The sequence below is a fragment of the Pseudomonas sp. HY13-MNA-CIBAN-0226 genome (assembly GCF_040310305.1).
In the GTDB taxonomy this organism is placed as follows: Bacteria; Pseudomonadota; Gammaproteobacteria; order Pseudomonadales; family Pseudomonadaceae; genus Aquipseudomonas; species Aquipseudomonas gregormendelii.
Map to the genome: position 1 here is coordinate 22686 of NZ_JBEOPS010000010.1, position 22728 is coordinate 45413.

Genomic DNA, 22728 nt, shown 5'->3' on the forward strand with positions numbered 1-22728 from the left:
CAAAAAGCGGTGTTTCAGAAAAAGGGCGTGAATTCTAACGAAAAAACCCGCAGCAAGTGCGGGTTTCTTCAAAACGGTTCAGGCAAGCTTACATTTTCTGCAAGTCGCGCTGGGCCAACTGCGCGGCGGACGTGCCCGGATATTGGGACACGACCTGCTGCAGAATGCCTTTGACCTTGTCGGGATGACCAAGGCGGCGCTCTACATCAGCCAGCTTGTACAGCGAGTCAGGCACTTTGTTGTGCTTGGGGTACAGCTGGGACACCTTGGCAAACGCCTGACCGGCCCCTTGCAGGTCGCCTTTGGCCAGGTTCACTTCGCCCAGCCAGTATTGGGCATTGCCCGCGTACTGGCTGTTGGGGTACTTGCGCAGGAAAGCGGCAAAAGCCTGGCTGGCCTTGTCGAAATCCTTGGCTTTGATCAGGTCGAAGGCTGCATCGTAATACAGTTTTTCCTTCGCCGGGTCAGCCGGCTCGGTACCCGCGGCCGGTGCCTGAGCGGCAGCCGCTCCAGCACCTGCTGCTGCACCGGGGGCGTTCAAATCGCCACCGTTGGAAGAATTCTCAGGAGTTGCGGCTGGTGCAACGCCGGTTCCAATGCGCCGATCAAGATCCTGGTATCGCTCCAGGCTTTCCTGCTTCATGCGCGCTACATCATTTTGCAGAACTTCGATGATGCCTTGTTGGCGCGAGATCTGCTCCTGCATGGATTGCAGTTGGTTGAACAGCTCGCCCTGTGCCGAGACAGGGGTCGAAACCCCTCCCCCGGCATAGGCGCCGTTCGTACCGTAACCCGCGGGCGGATAACTACTTCCACTATTGCCGGAGTTGTTGTTATCGACCACAGGAACCGCAGCCCACACCGCAAGCGGTGCGAGGCTGAGAGCCAGAATAGTTACAGCACGACGGCACGTTCGCATGACGAATTACTTACGCAGTTCGACGCGACGGTTTTGAGCCCAGGACTGCTCGTCGTTGCCGGTAGCAACTGGACGCTCTTCGCCGTAGGAAACCAGTTCCAGCTGAGCTGGGGAAACGCCTTGCAGTACCAGGTAGCGCTGAACGGCTTTCGCACGACGCTCGCCCAGTGCCATGTTGTACTCACGAGTACCACGTTCGTCGGTGTTACCTTCCAGAACAACGCGAGCGCCGTTAGCTTTCAGGTCCTTGGCGTGAACGTCCAGAGCGCGCATGGCTTCTGGCTTCAGGTCCGAACTGTCGTATTCGAAGTAGAAAGTGGTGATCGCGCGCAGAGCAGCTTCTTCGCTCAGGGAGCCGTCAACTGCACCAGTGTTAGCGCCGTAACCAGCGTTTGGATCAACAGCAGCGCCTTCACCGGCATTGTCGCCGCCTTTGGACGAGCAACCTACAGCTACAGCCATGGCCAGAGCCAGCGCAGCAAATTTACCAAACTTCAGCATTTCCATCGTGAAACTCCTAATGAACCCCAGTGTGTTAAGTAAAACGTAAAGCGCCGCGTCAGTTCAGGTAAGGGGACCAGGAAGGTTCTCTGACTTCGCCTTGTGCGGTAGGAAGCGGGAGCCTTACGCGTCCATTAATGGACACGAGCATCAAGACTCCCCGGCCCTGCTGGCGGGTGGCGTAGATTACCATGGTGCCGTTGGGCGCAACAGTAGGCGACTCGTCCAGAGTGCTATCAGTGAGGATCTTTACACTACCGCGTTGCAAATCCTGGGCCGCCACCTTGAAATTGGTGAAGCCTTCCTGGCGATGAATCATGACCAGGGTCTTTTCGTCAGCCGACAGCTTAGGGTTGGCGTTGTAGTTACCGATGAAGGTCACACGCTCTGCACCACCGCCGCCCGCGCTGGTTTTGTAGATCTGCGGCTTGCCGCCACGGTCGGAGGTGAAGTAGATGGTCGAACCATCTTTACCCCAGAACGGTTCGGTGTTGATGCCGGGGCCATTGGTGACGCGGGTGATCTGGCGCGAGCCCAGGTTCATCACATAGATGTCCGGGTTGCCGTCCTTGGACAGCACGAACGCCAGGCGATTGCCGTCCGGCGACCAGGCTGGTGCACCATTGAGGCCTTCGAAGTTGGTGATTTGCTCACGGCGACCGGTGTCGATGTTCTGCATGAAGATGCGCGGACGCTTCTGCTCGAACGAGACATAAGCGATGCGCTTGCCATCCGGTGCGAAACGCGGCGACAGGATCGGCTCGCGCGATTGCAGCAGGGTAACGGCACGCGCACCGTCGTAGTCCGAACGTTGCAGGGTGTAGCGAGTGTTTTTCTCGGAGAAGCGCTCGGCAGTCACGTAGAGCAGGCGAGTCGAGAAAGCACCTTTGATACCGGTGAGTTTTTCAAACGACTGGTCAGCAATGTAGTGCGACATGTCACGCAACTGGTCAACGCTGCCCGACACGCTGCCGGTCAGCACTTGCTGCTCGGTGGCGACGTTGAACAAGGCGTATTGCACCTGCAGGCGACCGCCCGCCGGAGCGATGCTGCCGACCATGACGTACTGGGCACCCAGCGCCTTGAAGTCACGGTAGATGATTTCGCTGGCCTGGCTTGGCTGGCTGATCATGTTCTGTTTCGGGATCGGCGAGTAGTAACCCGAGTTGCGCAGGTCGTTACCGATGATCTCGGCCATATCGTCCGGCAGCACGCTGCCGCCCTGGTTGGCGAACGGAACGACGGCAATCGGGGTAGCCCGATCGCTGCCGCTGGTTACCAGAATGTTTTTCTCATCGGCTACCGCCATCCCTGCCAGGCAGCAGATGGCGACAAGCATTCCTCGAAGAAGGTTTCTCACAAGGCTAGATCCTCAGGTGTGAATGTCATCTTGAATGAACGATACGGAGCAAAATCGCTCGGCTTCATTCCCTGCATTTCTGTCAAACGTCCAATATTCTTGACCGCCGCCACTGCCGAAGCATCGAACGGACCATCTCCGCTTGATCTGCCGACGGTAACCGAGGTCACTGTTCCATCCGGCAACATGCCGATTTGCAGCACGACCGTCATGCCTTTGCGTGCCGAAGGGGGACGAGCCCAGCCTTCTGCTGCACGTGCACGAATCAGGTCATCGAAACTGCCAGCGACTTCGTCACCCTGCTCGTCCGCCAGGGCCTGCTGACGTTGCGGCGTGTCGGAAAGCAGATCTGCCAAGGCCTGGGCCTTTTTGTCTTCGGCGGATTTACGTGCCGCTTCCTGCGATTTCTTCTTCGCAGCATCGGCAGCAGCTTTCTTCTTCGCGTCTTCGGCGACTTTCTTTTTCGCCTCTTCAGCGTCAGATTTCTTCTTGGCGTCTTCTGCGGCTTTCTTCTTCGCGTCTTCGACGATCTTTTTCTTGGCTTCTTCAGCGGCCGCTTTCTTGGCCTCTTCTTCAGCTGCCTTCTTGGCTTCTTCTTCAGATTTCTTCTTGGCTATATCAGCCAATTGTTTCTCTTCAGCCTTTTTGGCCTCGGCGGTCTTTTTGGCTTCGTCGGCTTTCTTGGCTTCATCAGCCTTTTTCGCCTCTTCCGCTTTCTTGGTCTCGTCGGCCTTCTTGGATTCTTCGGCTTTTTGAGCCGTATCTTCCTTCTTTTGTTCCGCAGCCTTGATGGCTTCCTGCTCGATCTTCTTCTGCTCCATCTGCTCGACTTCGGTCTGGCGCGCGGCGGATTTCTTCGCCTCACCCGCAATCTTCTGATTGGTCTGGGTGGTCGCCTGACTTTTCGATTTCAGCTGGTACAGGGTCGCCTGGACGATCGGCCTGGCCGGCGGCAGCTCCGGGGTCATGGCAAAACTGACAAACAACATGCCGAACACCAGCACGTGCAAGCCAATCGCCCAGACGCTAGGCCAGAAGTAGCTTTCCGAGGCTGTCGGCTCTCGTTGTTGCCGCATCAGGGCGCCTCGGTAATCAAGCCAACATTACCGACCCCGGCTTTCTGGAGACCGCCCATGGCACCCATGACCGATCCATAATCGACGGTCTTGTCGCCTCGAATGAAGACCTGGGTCTGCTTGCCGCCTTCGGTGCCGGCGCGAATGATCTTGGTCACCGCGTCGGTCATCTGCGGCAAGGTCATGGCCTTGTCCTGCTGTTTCTGGGTATCGACTTCGCTGCCAAGGTTCCAGTAGTAGGTCTTGTCAGCCTTGATCGAAATGGTCAGGACCTGAGTATTGTTGTCCTGCGGCAAGGCTTCGCTGGAAACCTTGGGCAGATCAACTTTCACGCCCTGATTGAGCATCGGCGCGGTCACCATGAAGATGACCAGCAGCACCAGCATCACGTCGATGTAGGGCACTACGTTCATCTCGGCGACCGGCTTGCGCTTTTTGCGAGCTCGAGCGATTAAAGCCATTGGAAATTACCTGCTTATTCTTCGCTGGTGTGCACTTTGCGGTGCAGGATCGCCTGGAATTCATCGGCGAAGGTGTAGTAGCGGCTGATCAGCGTTTCGCTGCGGGCAGCAAACCGGTTGTAGGCGATGACAGCTGGAATCGCGGCGAACAGGCCGATCGCGGTGGCGATCAGGGCTTCGGCGATACCCGGAGCCACGGTGGCCAGGGTTGCCTGCTGCGCAGTGGCCAGGCCACGGAAGGAGTTCATGATGCCCCAGACCGTACCGAACAGGCCGATATACGGGCTCACGGAACCTACTGTCGCGAGGAACGGCAGGCTCTGCTCGAGCTTTTCTTCTTCGCGGGAAATAGCGACGCGCATGGCCCGGGCCACACCTTCCATGACCGCTTCAGGATCAACCCCTGGCTGCTGGCGCAGACGGGAGAACTCCTTGAAGCCGGCGCGGAAGATCTGCTCGACGCCCGAATCCGGATCAGGGTTGCTGCCGGCCTGACGATAGAGTTTGGACAGGTCGATACCCGACCAGAAGCGCTCCTCGAAGCTCTCCAGGGCCCGTCGACCGGCGCGCAGCAAATTGCTGCGCTGAAAGATCATGATCCATGAGGTGACCGATGCGGCTACCAGGATCAGCATTACCAGTTGCACCACGATACTGGCATTGCTGACCAGGCTCCACATGGAGGAATGGTCGACGACGTTAGCTTCCACGCTTTATCTCCTGCTTTGAGTGTGTACCCGCGCCGCTCACGTCGGCAAAGGCCGCACGTAGAGCTTCGGGAATGGCCCGGGGTTTTAAACTTTCAGTGCGCACACAGGCCACCAGAAACTGCCCTTCGCAGAGCAGCACATTATCCGTTGCCCGCCTGACCTGCTGCTTGAAACGCAGGCTGGCACGGTTCAATTCGCTTACATCAGCGCTTACCAGCAATTCGTCATCCAGTCGCGCCGGCGCGTGGTAACGCGCTTCGCTGGAATGCACGACGAATAACAGGTCCTCCCCTGCCAGCTGGGATTGGGCAAAGCCCAGCTCCCGGAGCCGCTCGGTTCGAGCCCGTTCCATAAACTTGAGGTAATTAACGTAATACACGATGCCACCCGCATCGGTGTCTTCGTAATAAACGCGACAACGATGTGCGAAAGGCCCAAGCCCGTTTTGCGCGCGCATACTCTAGTGCTTACTCCTCAGGTTGCCAATCCGGCCAGGCAACTGTTTTTCATTGTTCTGCGGCTTTATCGCGAAAGCACGGTCCTCAGACAGCACAAACCCCGAATTGATCAGCCCGCAACGTGATTAATCGTCAACTGCATCGAGGGATTCGTCTACCACGGGCATCTCACCCAATCGTGACGGGATGTTTAAACCGAAGTGCAGGTACGCATGCCGGGTCACCACCCGCCCCCGGGGTGTGCGCATGATGTAGCCCTGCTGGATCAGGTACGGCTCCAGCACATCCTCGATGGTATGCCGCTCTTCGCTGATGGCTGCAGCCAGGCTGTCGACACCCACCGGGCCACCGTCGAACTTCTCGATCATGGTCAGCAGCAGGCGCCGGTCCTGATGGTCGAAGCCGCGCTCGTCGACATCCAGCAGGTTCAAGGCCAGGTCGGCGATCGGCTTGGTGATGTGCCCCTTGGCGCGAACTTCGGCGAAATCCCGCACCCGCCGCAACAGGCGGTTGGCGATCCGCGGTGTACCCCGGGCACGGCGGGCGATTTCGAAGGCGCCTTCCGGGTCGAGCGGCAGGCCGAGGATGTTCGCCGAACGACCGACAATCGTTGCCAGGTCCGCCGTGTTGTAGAACTCCAGGCGCTGCACGATACCAAAGCGGTCCCGCAACGGATTGGTCAGCATGCCGGCTCGCGTCGTGGCGCCCACCAGGGTAAATGGCGGCAGGTCGAGCTTGATCGAGCGCGCGGCCGGGCCTTCGCCAATCATGATGTCCAGCTGGAAATCTTCCATGGCGGGGTACAGCACTTCTTCGACAATCGGCGACAGCCGATGGATTTCGTCGATGAACAGCACATCGTGAGGCTCAAGATTGGTCAACAGTGCGGCCAGGTCGCCCGGACGCTCGAGCACGGGGCCCGACGTGCTCTTGATCGAGACCCCCATTTCCTGGGCGATGATGTTGGCCAGGGTGGTTTTACCCAGACCCGGAGGACCAAAAATCAACGTGTGGTCCAGGGACTCGTTGCGTCCGCGTGCGGCCTGGATGAACAGTTCCATCTGCTCGCGGACGGTCGGCTGGCCGATGTATTCGGCCAGGCTGACCGGACGGATAGCCCGGTCCTGGACCTCTTCACGGTCCCGTGGGCCGGGTGCAGCTGTAATCAGACGATCCGCTTCAATCACTTAGATCATTCCCTTCAGGGCACGACGTATCAGGTCTTCACTGCTCAAACCTTTCTCCTTGATAGCGGAAATCGCCTTGCTGGCCTCCTGGGGCTTATAGCCCAGGGAAATCAGCGCGCTCACCGCGTCAGTTTCGGCACTGGCCACCGCAGCCACATCCGGGCCACCGGGCTGGTTCGGTACCAGGGCAAACATCGCCGGCACCGTTTCCCAAGCCTTGAAGCGATCCTTGAGCTCAACCAGCAGGCGCTCGGCAGTCTTCTTGCCCACGCCCGGCACCTTGGTCAACGCCGAGGTGTCCTGGGACTGTACGCAGCGCACCAGTTCGTCGACTTCCAGGCTCGACATCAAGGCCAGCGCCAGTTTTGGCCCCACACCATTGAGACGGATCAACTCACGAAAAAAGTCTCGCTCGCGCTTGCTGGCAAAGCCATAGAGTAACTGCGCGTCTTCACGTACGACCAAATGGGTGTGCAGCGTCAGCGGTTCGCCGACCGACGGCAGGCGATACAACGTGGTCATGGGTACTTCCAGCTCATACCCCAGTCCATTTACATCCAGAATCAGGTGCGGCGGCTGTTTTTCAGCCAATGTGCCGCGCAAGCGTCCAATCACGTTTCAGATCCTTGAGCGTTGGCCAGTACAGGGCTGGCGACTGACAGGCCAAGGGCTTCACGCCGACAACACAGGCGCAGGACCCCTGGTCCTGGAAAAGATGTGCTGATGCTATCAGAGACGCAGGCGCCCGCCACGACTGCGTGCCGTTCCCAGACCATGGGGCAGCAGGCTGGAGCGGGTGTGAGCATGGCAAATCGCAATGGCCAGGGCATCCGAAGCATCGATTTGCGGCTTGCTGGTCAGTTTGAGCATGTGCATCACCATCATCTGCACCTGTTCCTTGTTTGCCGCGCCGGTACCGGTGACGGCCTGCTTGACCTGAGTCGCGGTGTATTCGGCAATTTCCAGGTTTTCCTCGGCACCGGCAACGATCGCTGCACCGCGGGCCTGACCCAGTTTCAAGGCCGAGTCGGCGTTACGTGCCATGAACACCTTTTCGATGCCCATGGTGATCGGGCCGTACGTCTGGATGACTTCGCGCACGCCGCGATAGACGATTTGCAGGCGCTCGTGCAATTCACCGGAGCCGGTGCGAATGCAGCCCGAGGCCACGTAGACACAGCCGCGCCCGGTATCAGATACCACGCCATACCCGGTAATGCGCGAACCGGGGTCGATACCAAGAATTAGAGTCATAACGCCTGCGCAAGGAGATCGCGGTACCTCAGGATATCCCCGTGGGAGCTGCCGAAGGCTGCGATCTTTTGATTTTGGATCTTTAAAGTCAAAAGATCGCAGCCTTCGGCAGCTCCTACAGGTTTAGCGTAGGGCCTTGCAAAGACAGCGATCTTTTATATGGACATCAACCCAGCTGTGCGGCAACCGATTCCGGGATGTCCGCGTTGGAATAGACGTTCTGCACGTCATCCAGGTCTTCGAGCATGTCGAGCAGCTTGAGCACCTTCTCGGCACCCTCAAGGTCCAGCTCGGCACTGGTGGTTGGCAACATCACGATTTCTGCGTCATCACCTTTGAAACCGGCCGCTTCCAGCGCGTTACGTACGGAGTAGAACCCTGCGAACGAGGTGAATACGTCAATGGAACCGTCTTCGTTGGTGACCACGTCATCAGCGTCGGCTTCCATCGCCGCTTCGATCAACGCGTCTTCATCGACGCCCGGCGCAAAGGAAATCTGGCCCTTGCGCTCGAACAGGTAGGCCACCGAGCCATCGGTGCCCAGGTTGCCCCCGCACTTGCTGAACGCATGGCGAACTGCGGCGGCGGTGCGATTGCGGTTGTCGGTCATGCACTCGACCATCACTGCCACGCCACCTGGGCCATAACCTTCGTAGGTCAGTTCGACCATGTCGTCGGTATCGGCAGCACCCGCGCCGCGCGCTACGGCGCGATCGATGATGTCGCGACTCATGTTCGCACCCAGGGCCTTGTCCAGCGCCAGGCGCAAGCGCGGGTTGGAACCCGGGTCAGCGCCGCCCTGGCGGGCAGCAACCGTCAGCTCGCGGATCCACTTGGTGAAGATCTTGCCTTTCTTGGCATCCTGACGTTCTTTGCGGTGCTTGATGTTCGCCCACTTGGAATGACCCGCCATAACTCGCTCCGAATTCACTTTGAAACGTTGCCCGCCACGCAAACTGCGCCAGCCAGCAACCAAAAATCTCGACCTAAAGAAAAGGCGCACCCCATAAGGATGCGCCTTGACGACCCGCTTTACTCGGCTTTCGGCGTTTCGCGCAGACGAATGTGCAATTCGCGCAATGCCTTGGCATCGACTGCACCCGGAGCCTGAGTCATGACATCAGCCGCGCTCTGGGTTTTCGGGAACGCAATCACTTCACGGATCGACTGGGCGCCGGTCATCAGCATGACCAGGCGGTCCAGGCCGAAGGCCAGGCCACCGTGGGGCGGTGCACCGTACTTCAGGGCGTCAAGCAGGAAGCCGAATTTCTCTTCCTGTTCCGCTTCGTCGATGCCGAGCAGGCGGAACACCGTCTGCTGCATTTCCTTGCGGTGGATACGGATCGAACCGCCACCCAGCTCGGTGCCGTTGAGCACCATATCGTAGGCACGGGACAGAGCGGTCGCCGGGCTGGCTTCGAGCTCTTGTGGCGTGCACTTCGGCGCGGTGAACGGGTGATGCAAGGCACTGAAGCTGCCGTCGTCGTTCTCTTCGAACATCGGGAAGTCGACGACCCACATCGGCGCCCACTCGCAGGTCAGCAGGTTCAGGTCGTTACCGACCTTGATCCGCAGCGCGCCCAGGGCTTCGCTGACGATCTTGGCTTTGTCGGCACCGAAGAACACGATGTCGCCGTCGACCGCGCCAACGCGATCAAGGATCACATTGAGGTTGGCTTCAGGGATGTTCTTGACGATAGGCGACTGCAGGCCTTCGACGCCTTTGGCGCGCTCGTTGACCTTGATGTACGCCAGGCCCTTGGCACCGTAGATGCCGACGAACTTGGTGTAGTCGTCGATCTTGCTGCGCGGCATGCTCGCCCCGCCCGGTACGCGCAAAGCTGCGATACGGCTTTTCGGGTCATTGGCCGGGCCGCTGAACACCTTGAAGTCGACTTCCTTGAGCTGGTCGGCAACGTCAACCAGTTCCAGCGGGTTACGCAGGTCCGGCTTGTCGGAACCGTAACGACGCATGGCCTCTTCGAAGGTCATGTGCGGGAAGTCGCCGAATTCCAGATCCAGCACTTCCTTGAACAGGTTGCGGATCATCTGTTCGGTGATGCCCATGATCTCTGTTTCATCGAGGAAGCTGGTCTCGATGTCGATCTGGGTGAATTCCGGCTGGCGGTCAGCCCGCAGGTCTTCGTCACGGAAGCATTTGGCGATCTGGTAGTAACGGTCGAAGCCGGCAACCATCAGCAATTGCTTGAACAGCTGTGGCGATTGCGGCAAGGCGAAGAACGAACCGGCGTGCGTGCGGCTCGGCACCAGGTAGTCACGCGCGCCTTCAGGCGTGGCGCGGGTCAGGATCGGTGTCTCGACGTCGAGGAAGCCGTTCTCGTCCAGGAAGCGACGGATGCTGGTGGTCATGCGCGAACGCAGACGCAGCTTCTCGAGCATTTCCGGGCGACGCAGGTCGAGGAAGCGATAGCGCAGGCGGGTTTCTTCGCCAACGTCGGAGAACTCGTTCAGCGGGAACGGCGGAGTTTCCGACTCGTTCAGCACTTCAAGTTCGTAGCCCAGCACTTCGATCATGCCCGACGCCATGTTGGCGTTGGTGGCACCGGCCGGACGCAGGCGCACCTTGCCGGTGACCTTGACCACATATTCGCTGCGCACGCGGTCGGCGACGGCGAAGGTTTCAGCGCGGTCCGGGTCGAACACCACCTGGGCCAGACCGTCACGATCACGGATATCGAGGAAAATCACCCCACCGTGGTCACGGCGACGGTGAACCCATCCGCAAAGGGTAATTTCCTGGCCGTCCAGGCTTTCGTTCAGTTGGCCGCAATAATGGCTGCGCATCATGGTAATGGTTTCACTTCTCGTAATTCGAAATTCGGTAGGAGGTCTTGCCCATCTCAGGAGCTGGATGATGCAGGAGCTCGCACGTGTCGTTCAACTCGGACCCTGGAATCTAGTCAGCTTTGTCGCCGCCGGCCAGGTTCTTCTTGGAGCCGGTCTTGAAATCGGTTTCGTACCAGCCGGTGCCGCTGAGGCGGAAGCCCGGCATGGACAGCATCTTCTTCAGCTCTGGTGCCTGGCACGCAGGGCAGTCGACCAGCGCCGGAGCGCTGATCTTTTGAATGGCTTCCAACTGATGACCACAGGAAGCACATTGATAGTCGTACATCGGCATGGGGGTTGTCTCGGCGATCAGATTGCTACCGCAGACTCGGGGTTTTGCGGCAAAGAGCGGGATTATATCCATTAAATGCAGCCAGTGCAGCCGTAAGACTGCACAGACCGACACTCTGCAACTTTCACCCTGCCGCCCCGGTCAATGGGGCGCTCGACGAGCAAGCCCGCGCCTGTGCAAGCGAAGGAAAAATGGGATATCCAGATGACTTTTTAACCACCCTCGCAGGATTTTACTGCAACTGCAGGGAGATCATGGATGACGGTCCTGCTCCGTACAGTTTCCTGCAACACCCGGTGCAAAATCGTTCGAGGTGAAGGGTGTCGGACCACGCACGGGTGACACCCCAAGGATGCCAGCCGTGCGCACGCGCCTTATTGGTCCAGCAAGGAACGCAGCATCCACGCGGTTTTTTCGTGAACCTGCATGCGCTGGGTCAGCAGATCGGCAGTCGGTTCGTCACTGACCTTGTCGAGCAGTGGGAAAATACCCCGCGCGGTGCGGGTGACGGCTTCCTGACCGGCAACCAGCTGCCGAATCATGTCCTCGGCATTCGGCACACCCTCTTCTTCCTTTATGGAAGACAGGCGCGCATAGATGGAATAGGCACCCGGTGCCGGAAACCCGAGGGCGCGAATGCGCTCGGCGATCGAATCCACGGCCAGGGCCAACTCGTTGTATTGCTCTTCGAACATCAGGTGCAGGGTCCGAAACATCGGCCCCGTGACGTTCCAATGGAAGTTGTGGGTTTTCAGATAAAGCACATAAGTGTCCGACAGCAGGCGCGACAGTCCGTCGACGATGGACTTGCGGTCTTCTTCACTGATACCAATATCAATTGCCATGCGGTTCCCCTAAAGGTGATTGATTCCATCCAACAGGTGCAGGGACCACTCTAGCAAGGCTGTCGCCACACCGCAGCACCGGATGGCCAGTCCCCGTGCGACAAATTGCCCGCATGACGCCGCTGGACTGCCTGATTTGAGTAGCCACAAGCTTTGCTGTTAAATAGGCAGTGTGTCGCCAGCGTCTATTTTTCCGGACGCTGCGCATAGGCTGACTTCGGGTACGTGCCCAACGCCTCTTATTGTTCTGAAGCGAACCGTGCTCCGTCAGCTCTTCCTTGTGATCCGTCTTAACGTGAGTTAATCAAAATGTTGAAAATCGTCCACCTGCTAATGGGCGCAGCAGCCTTGCTGCTGTCCTTCATCCCTAGCCTGCGATCCGAAGCTGTTCCTTACCTGCAACAACCCGATGCACTGTACCTGGCCTTTTTCGGCCTGCTCAACCTTACCCTCGCGCCTGTCATTCCCTACTGGAACAAAGGCCCGCGTCATCAACTGCAGAACCTGGTCAGCGCCTTGCTGGTCCTGGCTGTCGTATTGCAGACACTGACGCTTCTTGCGGAGATTGCGTTTGTCTCCGGTCAACCCAACGTGCTGTTCAGCCTGGCTGCTGCCGTCATTGCCGTCCTCCTGCACCTGGCGATCAGCTTCTACAAATCTTCACCGGCCGCCGCTTCGCCCAGCTACGACATGACCAACCGCGATACCGGCACCGTCAAGTGGTTCAACACTTCCAAGGGTTTTGGCTTTATTTCCCGTGACTCCGGCGATGATATCTTTGTGCATTTCCGGGCCATTCGTGGCGAAGGTCACCGCGTCCTGGTCGAAGGCCAGCGCGTGGAGTTCTCCGTGATGAATCGCGACAAGGGCCTGCAAGCCGAAGACGTGATCGCGGCTCTGCCGCGACGCTGATTTCCGGCTGAAAAAAACCGCGAACAGCCCGGCTGTTCGCGGTTTTTTTATGCCTACCCTTTAGTAATGGGGCGGCGGGGCTTCTTCTTCGGAAGACTCGAACTGCCCGACCATTTCCTCCTGACGTCGAATCAGGGCCGCCATCTGCAGCTGCAGCCGCTCGACGACGACCTGCTGCGCCACCAGTACATCGTTGAGGGTGTTAATGGTGTCATCCTGAAATGCCAGGCGGCTTTCCAGGTCATTGATGCGCTCCTCAAGACTCATGATTCAACCCTCCAGAAACGTGAAATCTTCAGTTAATACCCGCTGCAGCCGTTCGCGGACAGCTGCCACCTGCTCGGCACTGTACGGCACGGCCGGATGTTTGCCCCAGACCGGGGCCGGCCAGGCAGCGTCCTCGCGCTTGCGCACAATGACATGCATGTGCAACTGGCTGACCACATTACCCAGCGCTGCAATGTTCAGCTTGTCAGCGTCGAACGAGTCCTTCAGCGTCTGCGCCAACGCTGAAGTCTCCTGCCACAGCTGCAGCTGATCAGCGACATCCAACTGAAATATCTCGCTGATATCCTCGCGGCGTGGCACCAGGATGAACCAGGGGTAATTCGAATCGTTGGACAAGAGCAGCCGACAGAGCGGGAAATCCCCTATCGGTAAGGTGTCTTGTTGAAGTCGTGAATCCAAGGCAAACACTGTGCGCACTCCGGCAGATGATCATTTACAACCTGGCCTCATCTTCAACGACGCTTGACCAGGCGACAGTTGAGCAGCATACCTGCGAACGTCGCTCGCTTCACGACCATCGACGACGGCAGGCAGCACGCTCCGACATGGGCCTTTTCTGTGCAAGACGCACCATTTCAGCACGAACCAGGAAGGCGAAAGCGCTGAAGTGACTGATTATCAAGGCGACGCTCCAAACCACATCATGGCCGCGCTGAGTGAATTGCGCACAGTGCTGCAAATTTTTTGCACCAAAACCGCACATTGCGTCTACGCTGGTGGGTCGGGGATCCACCTTTTACTCACTTGCGGGGTGAACCGGTAACATTTTGACTTGTCGCGCTGATAGCCAGAACGGTGAAACACGATGCCAATCCCGGCGTCAAGCTCGAACCTCGGGGCACGAACCCCCCGGTTTTATGAGGCCTTTACGGCTTTTGGCGATATTTCAGAAAAAAAACAGAAAGATTTCCGATTTGAGCACGCTTGTTGCATTCACACCCACATCGCCTTTTGCGCCTCCGCTGGAAGTGGAAGCCGCCAGGCATATAAAAACAGTGGCAAGGTAGCCCGATGGAGATTCACTCGTTTCACCAGGGACTCTTTTTACCGATGCTCAGGCCCTGGAAAACAACAAACAAGTTGTCAGTCCTCTTGCATTGGGGCTGTAAATTTGCGACATCTACCCAGCTGTTTGCGACAGGGTCGTAAAGATGCTGAAAGGTTAGATGCGCAAGTATCGCCAACATGGTCGGCGTGATATAAGTTTGCGCCGACACAAAAAGAAAGAGCCGCCCAGATAATAAAACAGGTGGGACGGCAGTACTCTTCTAAAACCAAAGGAGCAAATCACGATGCGCGTGATGAAGTGGAGCATGATCGCACTGGCAGTTGCAGCAGCAGCCAGCACTCAAATGGCTACGGCCGCACCTTTCGTAGGCGACCAGGCCGAAGCCAAAGGTTTTGTTGAAGACAGCACTTTCAACGTGCTGCTCCGCAACTACTACTTCAACCGTAACAAGAAAGACGGCGCAGTCGATGACAAAGACTGGACCCAGGGTTTCCACGGTGTGTTCAACTCTGGCTACACCCAGGGCACCGTGGGTGTTGGTATTGACGCTTTCGGTTACCTCGCCATCAAACTGGACGGTTCCGACAAGTACTCGGGTTCGGGTAACCTGAGCACCAACGCTGCTGGCGAAAACAATGACAGCCAGGGTAAAGCAGGCGCTGCACTTAAAGTTCGCATCTCCAAGACCGAACTGAAAGCGGGCGACATGCAGCCTAGCACCGCACCAGTATTTGCTGTTGGCGGTTCCCGTATCCTTCCGCAAACTGCCAGCGGTTTCCAACTGCAAAGCAGCGAGATCAAAGACCTTGACCTCGAAGCCGGTCACTTCTACTCGGCGACCAGCCAGGACAAAAACGGCCGTGACGGCGGTCTGTGGGCCAACTACGCTGGCGTCGAAGCTGACACCATCAACTACGGTGGTGCCAAATACGGCATCAACGAAAACTTCAGCGTATCGCTGTACGGCGCTCAGCTCGAAGACATCTGGAACCAGTACTACGCCAACGCCAACTACACCATCCCTATGGGTGGCGATCAGTCGGTGAACCTGGACGGTAACATCTACCGCACAGACGATTCCGGTAGTGCTGAAGCAGGCGACATCAGCAACACCGCGTTCTCCCTGGCAGCTGCTTTCTCGTTCCTGAAAGCGCACACCCTGACCGTTGGCTTCCAGAAAATCAACGGCGACACCCCGTTCGACTACGTCGGCGTGGGTAAAAACAACCGTGGCGGCGACTCGATCTTCCTCGCCAACTCCATCCAGTACTCTGACTTCAACGGTCCTGGCGAGAAGTCGGCCCAAGTACGCTACGACCTGAAAATGGCCGAGTACGGCGTTCCTGGTCTGAGCTTCATGACCCGTTACGTGAAAGGTTGGGACATCGACGGCTCCAACGCTCCGGTGAATGGCGCTTACGCTGGCCTGTACGGCGAAGATGGCAAACACCACGAAACCAACGTTGAAGCCAAGTACGTAGTACAAAACGGCCCGGCTAAAGACCTGTCGTTCCGCATTCGTCAAGCATGGCACCGCGCCAACGCTGACCAAGGCGAAGGCAGCATCGACGAGTTCCGCCTGATCGTTGACTACCCGCTGTCGATCTTGTAATCGAAAGCTGTTAGTTAGCTCTAGATAAAAAAAGGCCCATCTTCGGATGGGCCTTTTTTATTGTTTGCAGCTTATGCCTGTTACTGCACGGCCCCTTCCTGAACCACTCGAATCACCCGTTGCGGAAACGGAATATCGATACCAGCGGTTTTAAGACGATCCCGGGATTGCTCGTTGAACATGAACATCACGTCCCAGTAATCAGCAGTCTTGACCCAAACGCGCAGGGAAACAGTAATCGAACTGTCGCCCAGGGTGGAGATGACCGCTTGTGGCGCCGGCTCAGCCAATACGCGTTCGTCCTTCGCCAGGTCGAGCAACACTTCACGGGCCTTTTGCAAGTCCGCTTCGTAATCCACGCCCACATCGAACACGACTTTGCGGGTTGGCTGACGGTTGGTGTTGGTAATGATGCCGTTGGACAAGTTGCCATTGGGCACGATGATGGTCTTGTTATCACCGGTACGCAGCACAGTATGGAAAATCTGGATACTGTCCACGGTACCCGAAACACCCTGCGCTTCAATCCAGTCACCGATCCGGAACGGACGGAACAGCAAAATCAACACCCCGCCGGCAAAGTTCGCCAGGCTGCCCTGCAATGCCAGGCCGATGGCCAGGCCTGCCGCACCGATCGCCGCGACAAAGGAGGTGGTTTCCACGCCAATCATCGACGCGACGCTGACGATCAGCAACACTTTCAGGATGATGTTCGCCAGGCTGCTGATGAAGCCCTGCAACGCCAGGTCGGCGTTACGCAGTGCCAGCAGGCCGCCGAGTTTCTGCGTGACCTTGTTGATCAGCCACCAGCCGATGGCCAGGGTAATGATGGCGAGCAGCACGCGGCTGCCGTATTCCATGATCATTGGAATCCAGGCTTGGGACGCCTTGACCAGGTTGTCCACTTCAGCATTCAAATCCATTGTTGCTCTCCTTCGAAATCAATCGCGGAAGTTGTTGAACTGCAGCGGCATGTCGAAGGTTTTGGCGCGCAGTGCGGCGATAGCCTCCTGCAGATCGTCACGCTTTTTCCCGGTAATGCGTACTTGCTCGCCCTGAATGGCGGCCTGCACCTTGAGCTTGGCATCCTTGACGTGGGCGACGATCTTCTTCGCCAGCTCCTTGTCGATGCCTTCCTTCAGTACGGCTTCCTGCTTCATCAGCTTGCCCGATGCATAGGCGTCCTTGACCTCAAGGCACTGCACATCGATTTTGCGCTTGACCAGTGCCAGCTTGAGGATCTCAATCATGGCTTCAAGCTGAAAATCGGCTTCTGCGGTCAGGTTGACGGTCAGGTCTTTTTCCTTGAATTCGAAGGTGCCCTTGCCTTTCAGGTCATAGCGGCGATCGAGTTCCTTGACGGCGTTTTCGACCGCGTTGGTGACTTCGTGTTTGTCCAGTTCGGATACCACGTCGAACGACGGCATGTAATCTCTCCAGTAAAAGGGGTGCCCATGGAGCACGCCTGGCTTGCGGTTAAAATCCGCGCTGATTATAACGGGTCTTTCCGATCATTCACTGCGAGCCTCCGATGCGCGTCATAAACAGAGCAAAAAGCTGATGTCGACCACCTGGCACATCCTCGGTGCGGGCAGCCTCGGCACCCTATGGGCCACTCGTCTGGCTCGGGCCGGGGTGCCAGTCACGCTGATTGTGCGAGATCAGGCGCGACTGCAGGCCTACGAGGCGCAAGGCGCGCTGACCCTGGTCGAACATGGCGAGGCGCGCAGCTACCCGATCCCGGCGCAGACACCGGACAGCGCCGAGCCAATCAGGCGCCTGCTGGTCGCCTGCAAGGCCTATGACGCCGAGAGCGCCGTGGCCCAACTGGCGCCGCGCCTGGCACCCGACGCCGAGTTGATCCTGCTGCAAAATGGGTTGGGCAGCCAGGACGCCGTTGCCGCCCGGGTTCCCCACGCTCGCTGCCTATACGCTTCAAGCACCGAAGGGGCGTTTCGCGACGGCGACTGGCGAGTGGTCTTTGCCGGCCACGGCTATACCTGGCTGGGGGACGCCAGCCACCCGGTGCCGCCGATCTGGCTGGATGATCTGACAGCCGCCGGCATTCCCCATGAATGGAGCACCGACATCCTGACCCGGCTGTGGCGCAAACTGGCGCTCAACTGTGCGATCAATCCGCTCACCGTCCTGCACCAGTGCCGCAATGGCGGGCTTGACGCGCATCATTGCGAAGTCGCCACACTCTGCGGTGAACTGAGCGAGCTGCTCCAACGCTGCGGCCAGCCGGCTGCCGCCGAGGATTTGCAGCAGGAAGTAGAGCGCGTGATCCACGCCACTGCGGCGAATTACTCGTCCATGTACCAGGATGTCGACAGCCAGCGGCGCACCGAGATCAGCTACCTGCTGGGTTACGCCTGTAAAGCCGCGCGCCGGCACTCGCTGCACCTGCCACACCTGGAGCAGCTCGAGTCGCGCCTGATCGCCCATCTGCAAAGCCTTGGATTGCCCAGCGACTAAGCAGCGGCTACGCTGGCCACTTGTTCCTTTGCAGCGACGAACCTGATGCCATTGCGCCAGCGCCTTGAAAACCTACCGGTCGGTCAGAAATTGCTGGCCGCCCTGTTGGTGCTGTTGACCACTGTTCTGCTGGTCGCCAACCTGACCTTTATCAGCGCCGCTTATTATATTTCCCAGGAAAGCATGGCGCCCCAGGCCTTGCAGACCATCGGCCGCCTGGTGTCCAACCCCAGCCTGATCTCCGACGCCTTGCAGTCACCACAAAGCGCCGAACGCCTGCTCAACGAGCTCAATAGCTATTCGCCTCTGCGGGCAGCCGCCCTCTACGATGGCAAAGGCCAGCGCCTGGCGCAGTTGCAACAGGGGGAAAAGCTCAAGTTGCCAGAGCACTACCGGCACATCGAGTCCTGGCAAGCCACCGAATTTCGCAGCAACCAGGTGATCACCCTGCCCCGCCCCGGCACAGCGCCTGGTCACTTGCTGCTGGTTGCCAGCAGCGAACTGCCGATGGCGTTCTACACCGGTACGCTGACGGCAAGCCTGGGGATCCTGATCTTCAGCATCCTGTTGTGGCTGGTGATCGCCCGGCAGATCAAGCGCCTGATTACCCGGCCGATCCATCAGCTGGAAGAGTTGTCCCGGCAAGTCACAAGGGAAGAGAACTACGCCCTGCGCGCCTCTCGCGGCAACCATGACGAAATCGGCAGCCTTGCCGAGGCGTTCAATACCATGCTGTCGCGGATCGAAGCGCGGGAGCAGCAGCTCAAACGCGCCCGTGACGACTCCCAGGCCGCCTACGACCAGGCTCAGGGGCTGGCGGAAGAAACCCGCCATACCAATCGCAAACTGGAACTGGAAGTGCAGGTTCGCAGCAAGATCGAGAAAAAGCTCACGGGCTTCCAGAATTACCTCAACAGCATCATCGACTCGATGCCCTCGGCGTTGATTGCCCTGGATGAACAGCTCTACGTCACCCAATGGAATCAGGAGGCCAGCGCGCTGTCCGGGACTCGCCTGGACGAGGCCCTGAACCAGCCGATCTTCCTCGCCTTCGAACCGCTAAAGCCGTATTTGCCGCAGCTCAAGCAAACGGTCGAACAGCACACGGTGGCCAAGATCGAGCGGGTGACCTGGGTCAAGGATGATGAAGCCAGGCATTACGCCCTGACGTTTTATCCACTGATGGGCGGCGCGGGTCGTGGCGTGGTCATCCGTATCGACGACATTACCCAGCGTCTCTCGCTGGAAGAGATGATGGTGCAGTCAGAGAAAATGCTCTCAGTCGGCGGCCTGGCGGCGGGTATGGCGCATGAGATCAACAACCCCTTGGGCGCCATCCTGCACAACGTGCAAAACATCCGCCGGCGCCTGTCCCCGGAGTTGCCGAAGAACCTTGAACAGGCCGAGCACATCGGCATCGAACTGGAAACCGTGAACCAGTATCTGGTGGCTCGTGAAGTGCCGCAACTGCTCGACGGTATCCAGCAGGCTGGCGCCCGCGCGGCGAAAATCGTGACGCACATGCTCAGTTTCAGCCGGCGCAGCACCCGGCAAATGGCGCCCTGCGACCTGCCGGCGCTGATTGATCAGGCAGTGGAAATCGCTGGCAACGACTTCGACCTGGCGATCGGTTTCGACTTCAAGGGGCAGGCGATCATTCGTCAGTTCGACCCGCAGCTCGGCCCGGTCCCCGGCACCGCCAACGAGCTGGAGCAGGTGCTGCTCAACCTGCTGAAAAATGCCGCCCAGGCCATTCATCAGCGCGAGGACGACGGTGAACCGGGGCGGATCATCTTGCGCACCCGCCTGAACCCGCCCTGGGCGGAGATCCAGGTCGAGGACAACGGCATCGGCATGAGCGAGAGCGTGCGCAAGCGTACTTTCGAACCGTTCTTCACCACCAAGGAAATCGGCCAGGGGACCGGGCTCGGTTTATCGGTGTCGTACTTCATCATCACCAACAACCACAAGGGCCAGATGGAAGTGCAATCGACCCTCGGCCAGGGCACCTGCTTCACCCTGCGCCTGCCCTTGGCGAGCACTGCGCTCGTCTCTCAGGAACTCAATCAGCTATAGAGGTAACCCATGGGCTTTCGCTTGTCGAAAATCTACACCCGCACTGGCGACAAAGGCGAAACAGGCCTCGGCGATGGTCGCCGAGTGCCCAAGGACCATCCACGAATTGAAGCAATTGGTGAGGTTGACACGCTAAACAGTCAGGTTGGTGTGCTGCTGGCGGGATTGGCGCAGGAAACTGCTGCGTATCCTGGGCTTAATGAAGTGGTCGAGGTGTTAGCGCCTTGCCAGCACCGCTTGTTCGACCTCGGCGGCGAACTGGCAATGCCTGAGTATCAGGCTCTGAACATGGCAGAGATCGAGCGCCTGGAGGCGGCGATCGATGTATGGAACGAAGAACTGGGGCCGTTGGAGAATTTCATTTTGCCCGGCGGTTCGGCGCTGATTGCCCAGGCGCACGTGTGCCGCAGCCTGGCGCGCAGTGCGGAACGGCGCTGTCAGCATTTGAATGCGACTGAGCCGCTGGCCGGGGTCGGGTTGGCTTACATCAATCGGTTGTCGGATTTGCTGTTTGTGATGGCAAGGGTCATTGCCAGGCGCCAGGGGGTTGCGGAAATCTTGTGGCAGCCGGCGGTGAAGCCCACAGAAGCGTAGCGCCTGTTCGGTTGCCATCGCTGGCAAGCCAGCTCCCACAAGTTTCGTCGTGTGCACAACATTTGTGAACGACACAATACCCTGTGGGAGCTGGCTTGCCAGCGATGAGGCCAGCAGCCTCAATACACAATCAAGCCTCAGGCCAGAACGCGCGGATCCCCGCCACACCCTGCGCCCCAGCTTCCCAAGCCTGCTGCCGCTCAGCCGGGCCCACGCCACCCAGCAGGAACACCGGTTTGCTGAACCCTTCGATCAAGCTCGCCGCCTGCTGCCAACCCAGCGGCTGGGCATCCGGGTGGGTCTGGGTCGGCTGTACCGGCGACAGGGTGACAAAGTCCACGCCCATCTGCTCGGCCAACGCCAGCTCCTCTGCGTTATGACAGGACGCCGCCAGCCAGCGCGACGCCGGCAGCGGTCGACCCGCTGCCGCGTATTTGCGCAGTTGGGCGGCCGTGATATGCCAGCCGGCCGAGGGGAAATCACCCAGCCACTCGAACGGCCCCTTGATCATCAACTGCGCCTTGCCCGCACACAGTCCCGCCGCATCCACCGCCAGATCCCGGTATTTGGGATCGTAGCCGTTTGGTGCGCGCAGCTGGATAAGCTTGATGCCGCCTGCGATGGCTTTCTGGATACCGCGCAATAGTGCCGGGGTCTCCAGATCTTCAGGGGTGATCAGGTATTCGGCCGGCAAACGCGCAGCCGCGACGATCGGCTGGTTGGCCGCCGGAAATTCGTAGTCCAGCAGGTCCCGCGGAGCCACCCAGGCCAGCGGCTGGCCTTCGGCCCCATGCGGCTCACCGGTAAACGCCGAGACTTCCCAGACATCCAGCAATACTTGCTTGTCAGGATAATCGTGGCGGACCTTGATCAGCGGGCGCGCTGCGCCGACCACAATTCCCAGCTCTTCATGAAGCTCGCGAGCCAAGGCGGTTTCGACGGACTCGTCAGCCTCGACCTTGCCACCCGGGAACTCCCAAAGACCGCCCTGGTGCTGGGTATCGGCGCGCCGGGCGATCAGGATCTTGCCACTGCTGTCACGAATAACCGCAGCCGCTACATGTACGCGTTTCACTGCCCAACCTCCTTCAGACCTGCTTTCTGCCAGGCCTTGAACGCTGGCCATTGGTAGATCGTATCGATGTAGGCCTCATCCTCGGCCGGTACTTTCACCTGATAGGTGCGCAGGCGCACAGCAATCGGGGCGAAGAAAGCATCGGCCAGGCTAACCTTGCCAAACAGGAACGGACCGGCGTCGGACGCAGCGGCCCGGCACTGCGCCCATAACGCCAGCACTCGTTCGATGTCCTCCTGGACTTCAGTCGGAGCCGACACCAGTGGCGCGTCGCGGCTGAGGTCAAACGGCATGTTGGCCCGCAGGGCGAAGAACCCGGCGTGCATTTGCGCGCAGGCCGAGCGGGCCTGGGCCCGGGCCGCTACATCGCTGGGCCAGAGCCCAGCATCCGGGAACTGTTCGGCCAGGTACTCGGCAATCGCCATGGAATCGGCGATGGTGCCATGTCTGGTTTTCAGCAGCGGGACTTTGCCGGTCGGCGAGTGTTTGAGCAGGCGTTCACGGGTGTCCGGCTGGTTCAGCTTGATCAGTTCTTCGCTGTAGGGGGCTTTGGCCAGATCAAGCGCCAGCGCGCCGCGCAAGGACCAGGAGGAATACAATTTGTCGCCGATGATCAGGTGGAGGCTCATGTTCGGGACCCTTGGATAAGAGGTATGGGCCAGATTTTTCAGCGTCTGGTTGACCGTCATCGCGGGCAAGCCCGCTCCCACAGGGTCAGCGCAATCCTGTGGGAGCGGGGCTTGCCCGCGATGGGCCGGGGTCGCGTTCGACCGA

General features: G+C 58.9%; 25 protein-coding genes. 5 read left to right on the forward strand and 20 right to left on the reverse strand.

Translation table 11 applies throughout. The annotated features are described in order from the left end of the window. Nucleotides 1-88: 88 nt before the first annotated feature. The 14 genes from ybgF to AAEZ05_RS12695 all read right to left on the reverse strand — a co-directional run bounded on the left by ybgF (nucleotide 89) and on the right by AAEZ05_RS12695 (nucleotide 11910). Complete coding sequence (ybgF, locus tag AAEZ05_RS12630; RefSeq protein WP_350647637.1) at nucleotides 89-919, reverse strand: tol-pal system protein YbgF; 831 nt, start codon at nucleotides 917-919, stop codon at nucleotides 89-91. Nucleotides 920-925: 6 nt separating this feature from the next. After that, entirely contained in the window at nucleotides 926-1426 is a 501-nt protein-coding gene (gene pal / locus AAEZ05_RS12635; RefSeq protein ID WP_045058224.1) for a peptidoglycan-associated lipoprotein Pal, read from the reverse strand. A gap of 52 nt (nucleotides 1427-1478) precedes the next feature. Continuing rightward, nucleotides 1479-2759 (reverse strand): Tol-Pal system beta propeller repeat protein TolB, encoded by a 1281-nt coding sequence (tolB, locus tag AAEZ05_RS12640; protein WP_209012670.1) that lies wholly within the window; start codon nucleotides 2757-2759, stop codon nucleotides 1479-1481. 17 nt (nucleotides 2760-2776) lie between these two features. Continuing rightward, nucleotides 2777-3856: a cell envelope integrity protein TolA gene (gene tolA / locus AAEZ05_RS12645; protein ID WP_045058226.1), complete on the reverse strand. Its 1080-nt coding sequence runs from the start codon at nucleotides 3854-3856 to the stop codon at nucleotides 2777-2779. Continuing rightward, nucleotides 3856-4308 carry a protein TolR gene (gene tolR / locus AAEZ05_RS12650; protein ID WP_163019479.1) on the reverse strand — a complete coding sequence of 151 codons (453 nt, stop codon included), beginning with the start codon at nucleotides 4306-4308 and terminating at the stop codon, nucleotides 3856-3858. The genes tolA and tolR overlap by 1 nt, the downstream gene beginning before the upstream one ends. 23 nt (nucleotides 4309-4331) lie before the next feature. Beyond that, nucleotides 4332-5027, reverse strand: a complete 696-nt coding sequence (gene tolQ, locus AAEZ05_RS12655) for a protein TolQ (protein ID WP_017340467.1) — start codon at nucleotides 5025-5027, stop codon at nucleotides 4332-4334. After that, nucleotides 5017-5484: a tol-pal system-associated acyl-CoA thioesterase gene (gene ybgC / locus AAEZ05_RS12660; RefSeq protein WP_350599962.1), complete on the reverse strand. Its 468-nt coding sequence runs from the start codon at nucleotides 5482-5484 to the stop codon at nucleotides 5017-5019. Before ybgC ends, tolQ begins: the two co-directional genes overlap by 11 nt. A 126-nt stretch (nucleotides 5485-5610) precedes the next feature. Then, nucleotides 5611-6672, reverse strand: coding sequence for a Holliday junction branch migration DNA helicase RuvB (gene ruvB / locus AAEZ05_RS12665; RefSeq protein WP_045058229.1), 1062 nt, complete (start codon nucleotides 6670-6672; stop codon nucleotides 5611-5613). Beyond that, entirely contained in the window at nucleotides 6673-7287 is a 615-nt protein-coding gene (gene ruvA, locus AAEZ05_RS12670; RefSeq protein WP_045058230.1) for a Holliday junction branch migration protein RuvA, read from the reverse strand. A 114-nt stretch (nucleotides 7288-7401) separates the two neighbouring features. Next, nucleotides 7402-7926, reverse strand: coding sequence for a crossover junction endodeoxyribonuclease RuvC (ruvC, locus tag AAEZ05_RS12675; protein ID WP_045058231.1), 525 nt, complete (start codon nucleotides 7924-7926; stop codon nucleotides 7402-7404). A 166-nt stretch (nucleotides 7927-8092) separates the two neighbouring features. Continuing rightward, on the reverse strand, nucleotides 8093-8839 hold the full coding sequence (locus AAEZ05_RS12680) for a YebC/PmpR family DNA-binding transcriptional regulator (protein ID WP_045058232.1): 747 nt from the start codon (nucleotides 8837-8839) through the stop codon (nucleotides 8093-8095). 119 nt (nucleotides 8840-8958) lie between these two features. Beyond that, on the reverse strand, nucleotides 8959-10734 hold the full coding sequence (gene aspS, locus AAEZ05_RS12685; RefSeq protein ID WP_045058233.1) for an aspartate--tRNA ligase: 1776 nt from the start codon (nucleotides 10732-10734) through the stop codon (nucleotides 8959-8961). A 109-nt stretch (nucleotides 10735-10843) separates the two neighbouring features. Further along, nucleotides 10844-11065: an FmdB family zinc ribbon protein gene (locus tag AAEZ05_RS12690; RefSeq protein ID WP_045058234.1), complete on the reverse strand. Its 222-nt coding sequence runs from the start codon at nucleotides 11063-11065 to the stop codon at nucleotides 10844-10846. 374 nt (nucleotides 11066-11439) lie between these two features. Next, nucleotides 11440-11910 (reverse strand): Dps family protein, encoded by a 471-nt coding sequence (locus AAEZ05_RS12695; RefSeq protein WP_045058235.1) that lies wholly within the window; start codon nucleotides 11908-11910, stop codon nucleotides 11440-11442. 309 nt (nucleotides 11911-12219) lie between these two features. On the opposite strand from AAEZ05_RS12695, the gene AAEZ05_RS12700 reads away from it, so the two are divergent. Continuing rightward, the gene (locus tag AAEZ05_RS12700; RefSeq protein ID WP_122840143.1) at nucleotides 12220-12822 is read left to right on the forward strand and encodes a cold-shock protein; all 603 of its coding nucleotides are present in this window, start codon (nucleotides 12220-12222) and stop codon (nucleotides 12820-12822) included. A 60-nt stretch (nucleotides 12823-12882) separates the two neighbouring features. Here the strand turns inward: AAEZ05_RS12700 and AAEZ05_RS12705 are convergent, their stop codons facing one another. Next, nucleotides 12883-13089 carry a SlyX family protein gene (locus AAEZ05_RS12705; protein WP_045058237.1) on the reverse strand — a complete coding sequence of 69 codons (207 nt, stop codon included), beginning with the start codon at nucleotides 13087-13089 and terminating at the stop codon, nucleotides 12883-12885. A 3-nt stretch (nucleotides 13090-13092) separates the two neighbouring features. Beyond that, nucleotides 13093-13518 carry an HIT domain-containing protein gene (locus tag AAEZ05_RS12710; protein WP_350599958.1) on the reverse strand — a complete coding sequence of 142 codons (426 nt, stop codon included), beginning with the start codon at nucleotides 13516-13518 and terminating at the stop codon, nucleotides 13093-13095. Nucleotides 13519-14402: 884 nt separating this feature from the next. Here AAEZ05_RS12710 and AAEZ05_RS12715 point away from each other — a divergent pair. Next, the gene (locus AAEZ05_RS12715) at nucleotides 14403-15731 is read left to right on the forward strand and encodes an OprD family porin (protein WP_045058239.1); all 1329 of its coding nucleotides are present in this window, start codon (nucleotides 14403-14405) and stop codon (nucleotides 15729-15731) included. 80 nt (nucleotides 15732-15811) lie between these two features. On the opposite strand, the gene AAEZ05_RS12720 is transcribed toward AAEZ05_RS12715, so the two are convergent. Continuing rightward, on the reverse strand, nucleotides 15812-16654 hold the full coding sequence (locus tag AAEZ05_RS12720) for a mechanosensitive ion channel family protein (RefSeq protein WP_045058240.1): 843 nt from the start codon (nucleotides 16652-16654) through the stop codon (nucleotides 15812-15814). An 18-nt stretch (nucleotides 16655-16672) separates the two neighbouring features. Next, nucleotides 16673-17158: a YajQ family cyclic di-GMP-binding protein gene (locus AAEZ05_RS12725; RefSeq protein ID WP_007906601.1), complete on the reverse strand. Its 486-nt coding sequence runs from the start codon at nucleotides 17156-17158 to the stop codon at nucleotides 16673-16675. A 133-nt stretch (nucleotides 17159-17291) separates the two neighbouring features. On the opposite strand from AAEZ05_RS12725, the gene AAEZ05_RS12730 reads away from it, so the two are divergent. The 3 genes from AAEZ05_RS12730 to AAEZ05_RS12740 are packed head-to-tail and all read left to right on the forward strand — an operon-like array spanning nucleotide 17292 to nucleotide 20879. After that, nucleotides 17292-18209: a putative 2-dehydropantoate 2-reductase gene (locus AAEZ05_RS12730; protein ID WP_350647640.1), complete on the forward strand. Its 918-nt coding sequence runs from the start codon at nucleotides 17292-17294 to the stop codon at nucleotides 18207-18209. A gap of 45 nt (nucleotides 18210-18254) precedes the next feature. Then, nucleotides 18255-20285 (forward strand): sensor histidine kinase, encoded by a 2031-nt coding sequence (locus AAEZ05_RS12735; RefSeq protein ID WP_350647642.1) that lies wholly within the window; start codon nucleotides 18255-18257, stop codon nucleotides 20283-20285. 9 nt (nucleotides 20286-20294) lie between these two features. After that, nucleotides 20295-20879, forward strand: coding sequence for a cob(I)yrinic acid a,c-diamide adenosyltransferase (locus tag AAEZ05_RS12740; RefSeq protein WP_205891697.1), 585 nt, complete (start codon nucleotides 20295-20297; stop codon nucleotides 20877-20879). A 130-nt stretch (nucleotides 20880-21009) separates the two neighbouring features. Here AAEZ05_RS12740 and AAEZ05_RS12745 read toward each other — a convergent pair whose 3' ends face one another. Both AAEZ05_RS12745 and AAEZ05_RS12750 read right to left on the reverse strand, forming a co-directional pair. Then, nucleotides 21010-21954: a Nudix family hydrolase gene (locus AAEZ05_RS12745; RefSeq protein WP_045058244.1), complete on the reverse strand. Its 945-nt coding sequence runs from the start codon at nucleotides 21952-21954 to the stop codon at nucleotides 21010-21012. Next, the gene (locus AAEZ05_RS12750; RefSeq protein WP_045058283.1) at nucleotides 21951-22583 is read right to left on the reverse strand and encodes a glutathione S-transferase family protein; all 633 of its coding nucleotides are present in this window, start codon (nucleotides 22581-22583) and stop codon (nucleotides 21951-21953) included. Before AAEZ05_RS12750 ends, AAEZ05_RS12745 begins: the two co-directional genes overlap by 4 nt. Nucleotides 22584-22728: the final 145 nt, after the last annotated feature.

What these genes read in the sequence shown, in the direction of transcription:
- AAEZ05_RS12705 (WP_045058237.1), bottom strand. Translation starts at nt 13,089, where the DNA reads ATGAGTCTTGAGGAGCGCATCAATGACCTGGAAAGCCGCCTGGCATTT.
- AAEZ05_RS12725 (WP_007906601.1), bottom strand. Translation starts at nt 17,158, where the DNA reads ATGCCGTCGTTCGACGTGGTATCCGAACTGGACAAACACGAAGTCACC.
- tolB (WP_209012670.1), bottom strand. Translation starts at nt 2,759, where the DNA reads ATGCTTGTCGCCATCTGCTGCCTGGCAGGGATGGCGGTAGCCGATGAG.
- tolA (WP_045058226.1), bottom strand. Translation starts at nt 3,856, where the DNA reads ATGCGGCAACAACGAGAGCCGACAGCCTCGGAAAGCTACTTCTGGCCT.
- AAEZ05_RS12730 (WP_350647640.1), top strand. Translation starts at nt 17,292, where the DNA reads ATGTCGACCACCTGGCACATCCTCGGTGCGGGCAGCCTCGGCACCCTA.
- pal (WP_045058224.1), bottom strand. Translation starts at nt 1,426, where the DNA reads ATGGAAATGCTGAAGTTTGGTAAATTTGCTGCGCTGGCTCTGGCCATG.
- ruvC (WP_045058231.1), bottom strand. Translation starts at nt 7,926, where the DNA reads ATGACTCTAATTCTTGGTATCGACCCCGGTTCGCGCATTACCGGGTAT.
- AAEZ05_RS12700 (WP_122840143.1), top strand. Translation starts at nt 12,220, where the DNA reads ATGTTGAAAATCGTCCACCTGCTAATGGGCGCAGCAGCCTTGCTGCTG.
- AAEZ05_RS12740 (WP_205891697.1), top strand. Translation starts at nt 20,295, where the DNA reads ATGGGCTTTCGCTTGTCGAAAATCTACACCCGCACTGGCGACAAAGGC.
- AAEZ05_RS12715 (WP_045058239.1), top strand. Translation starts at nt 14,403, where the DNA reads ATGCGCGTGATGAAGTGGAGCATGATCGCACTGGCAGTTGCAGCAGCA.
- AAEZ05_RS12695 (WP_045058235.1), bottom strand. Translation starts at nt 11,910, where the DNA reads ATGGCAATTGATATTGGTATCAGTGAAGAAGACCGCAAGTCCATCGTC.
- AAEZ05_RS12690 (WP_045058234.1), bottom strand. Translation starts at nt 11,065, where the DNA reads ATGCCGATGTACGACTATCAATGTGCTTCCTGTGGTCATCAGTTGGAA.
- ybgC (WP_350599962.1), bottom strand. Translation starts at nt 5,484, where the DNA reads ATGCGCGCGCAAAACGGGCTTGGGCCTTTCGCACATCGTTGTCGCGTT.
- ybgF (WP_350647637.1), bottom strand. Translation starts at nt 919, where the DNA reads ATGCGAACGTGCCGTCGTGCTGTAACTATTCTGGCTCTCAGCCTCGCA.
- aspS (WP_045058233.1), bottom strand. Translation starts at nt 10,734, where the DNA reads ATGATGCGCAGCCATTATTGCGGCCAACTGAACGAAAGCCTGGACGGC.
- AAEZ05_RS12735 (WP_350647642.1), top strand. Translation starts at nt 18,255, where the DNA reads ATGCCATTGCGCCAGCGCCTTGAAAACCTACCGGTCGGTCAGAAATTG.
- AAEZ05_RS12720 (WP_045058240.1), bottom strand. Translation starts at nt 16,654, where the DNA reads ATGGATTTGAATGCTGAAGTGGACAACCTGGTCAAGGCGTCCCAAGCC.
- AAEZ05_RS12750 (WP_045058283.1), bottom strand. Translation starts at nt 22,583, where the DNA reads ATGAGCCTCCACCTGATCATCGGCGACAAATTGTATTCCTCCTGGTCC.
- AAEZ05_RS12680 (WP_045058232.1), bottom strand. Translation starts at nt 8,839, where the DNA reads ATGGCGGGTCATTCCAAGTGGGCGAACATCAAGCACCGCAAAGAACGT.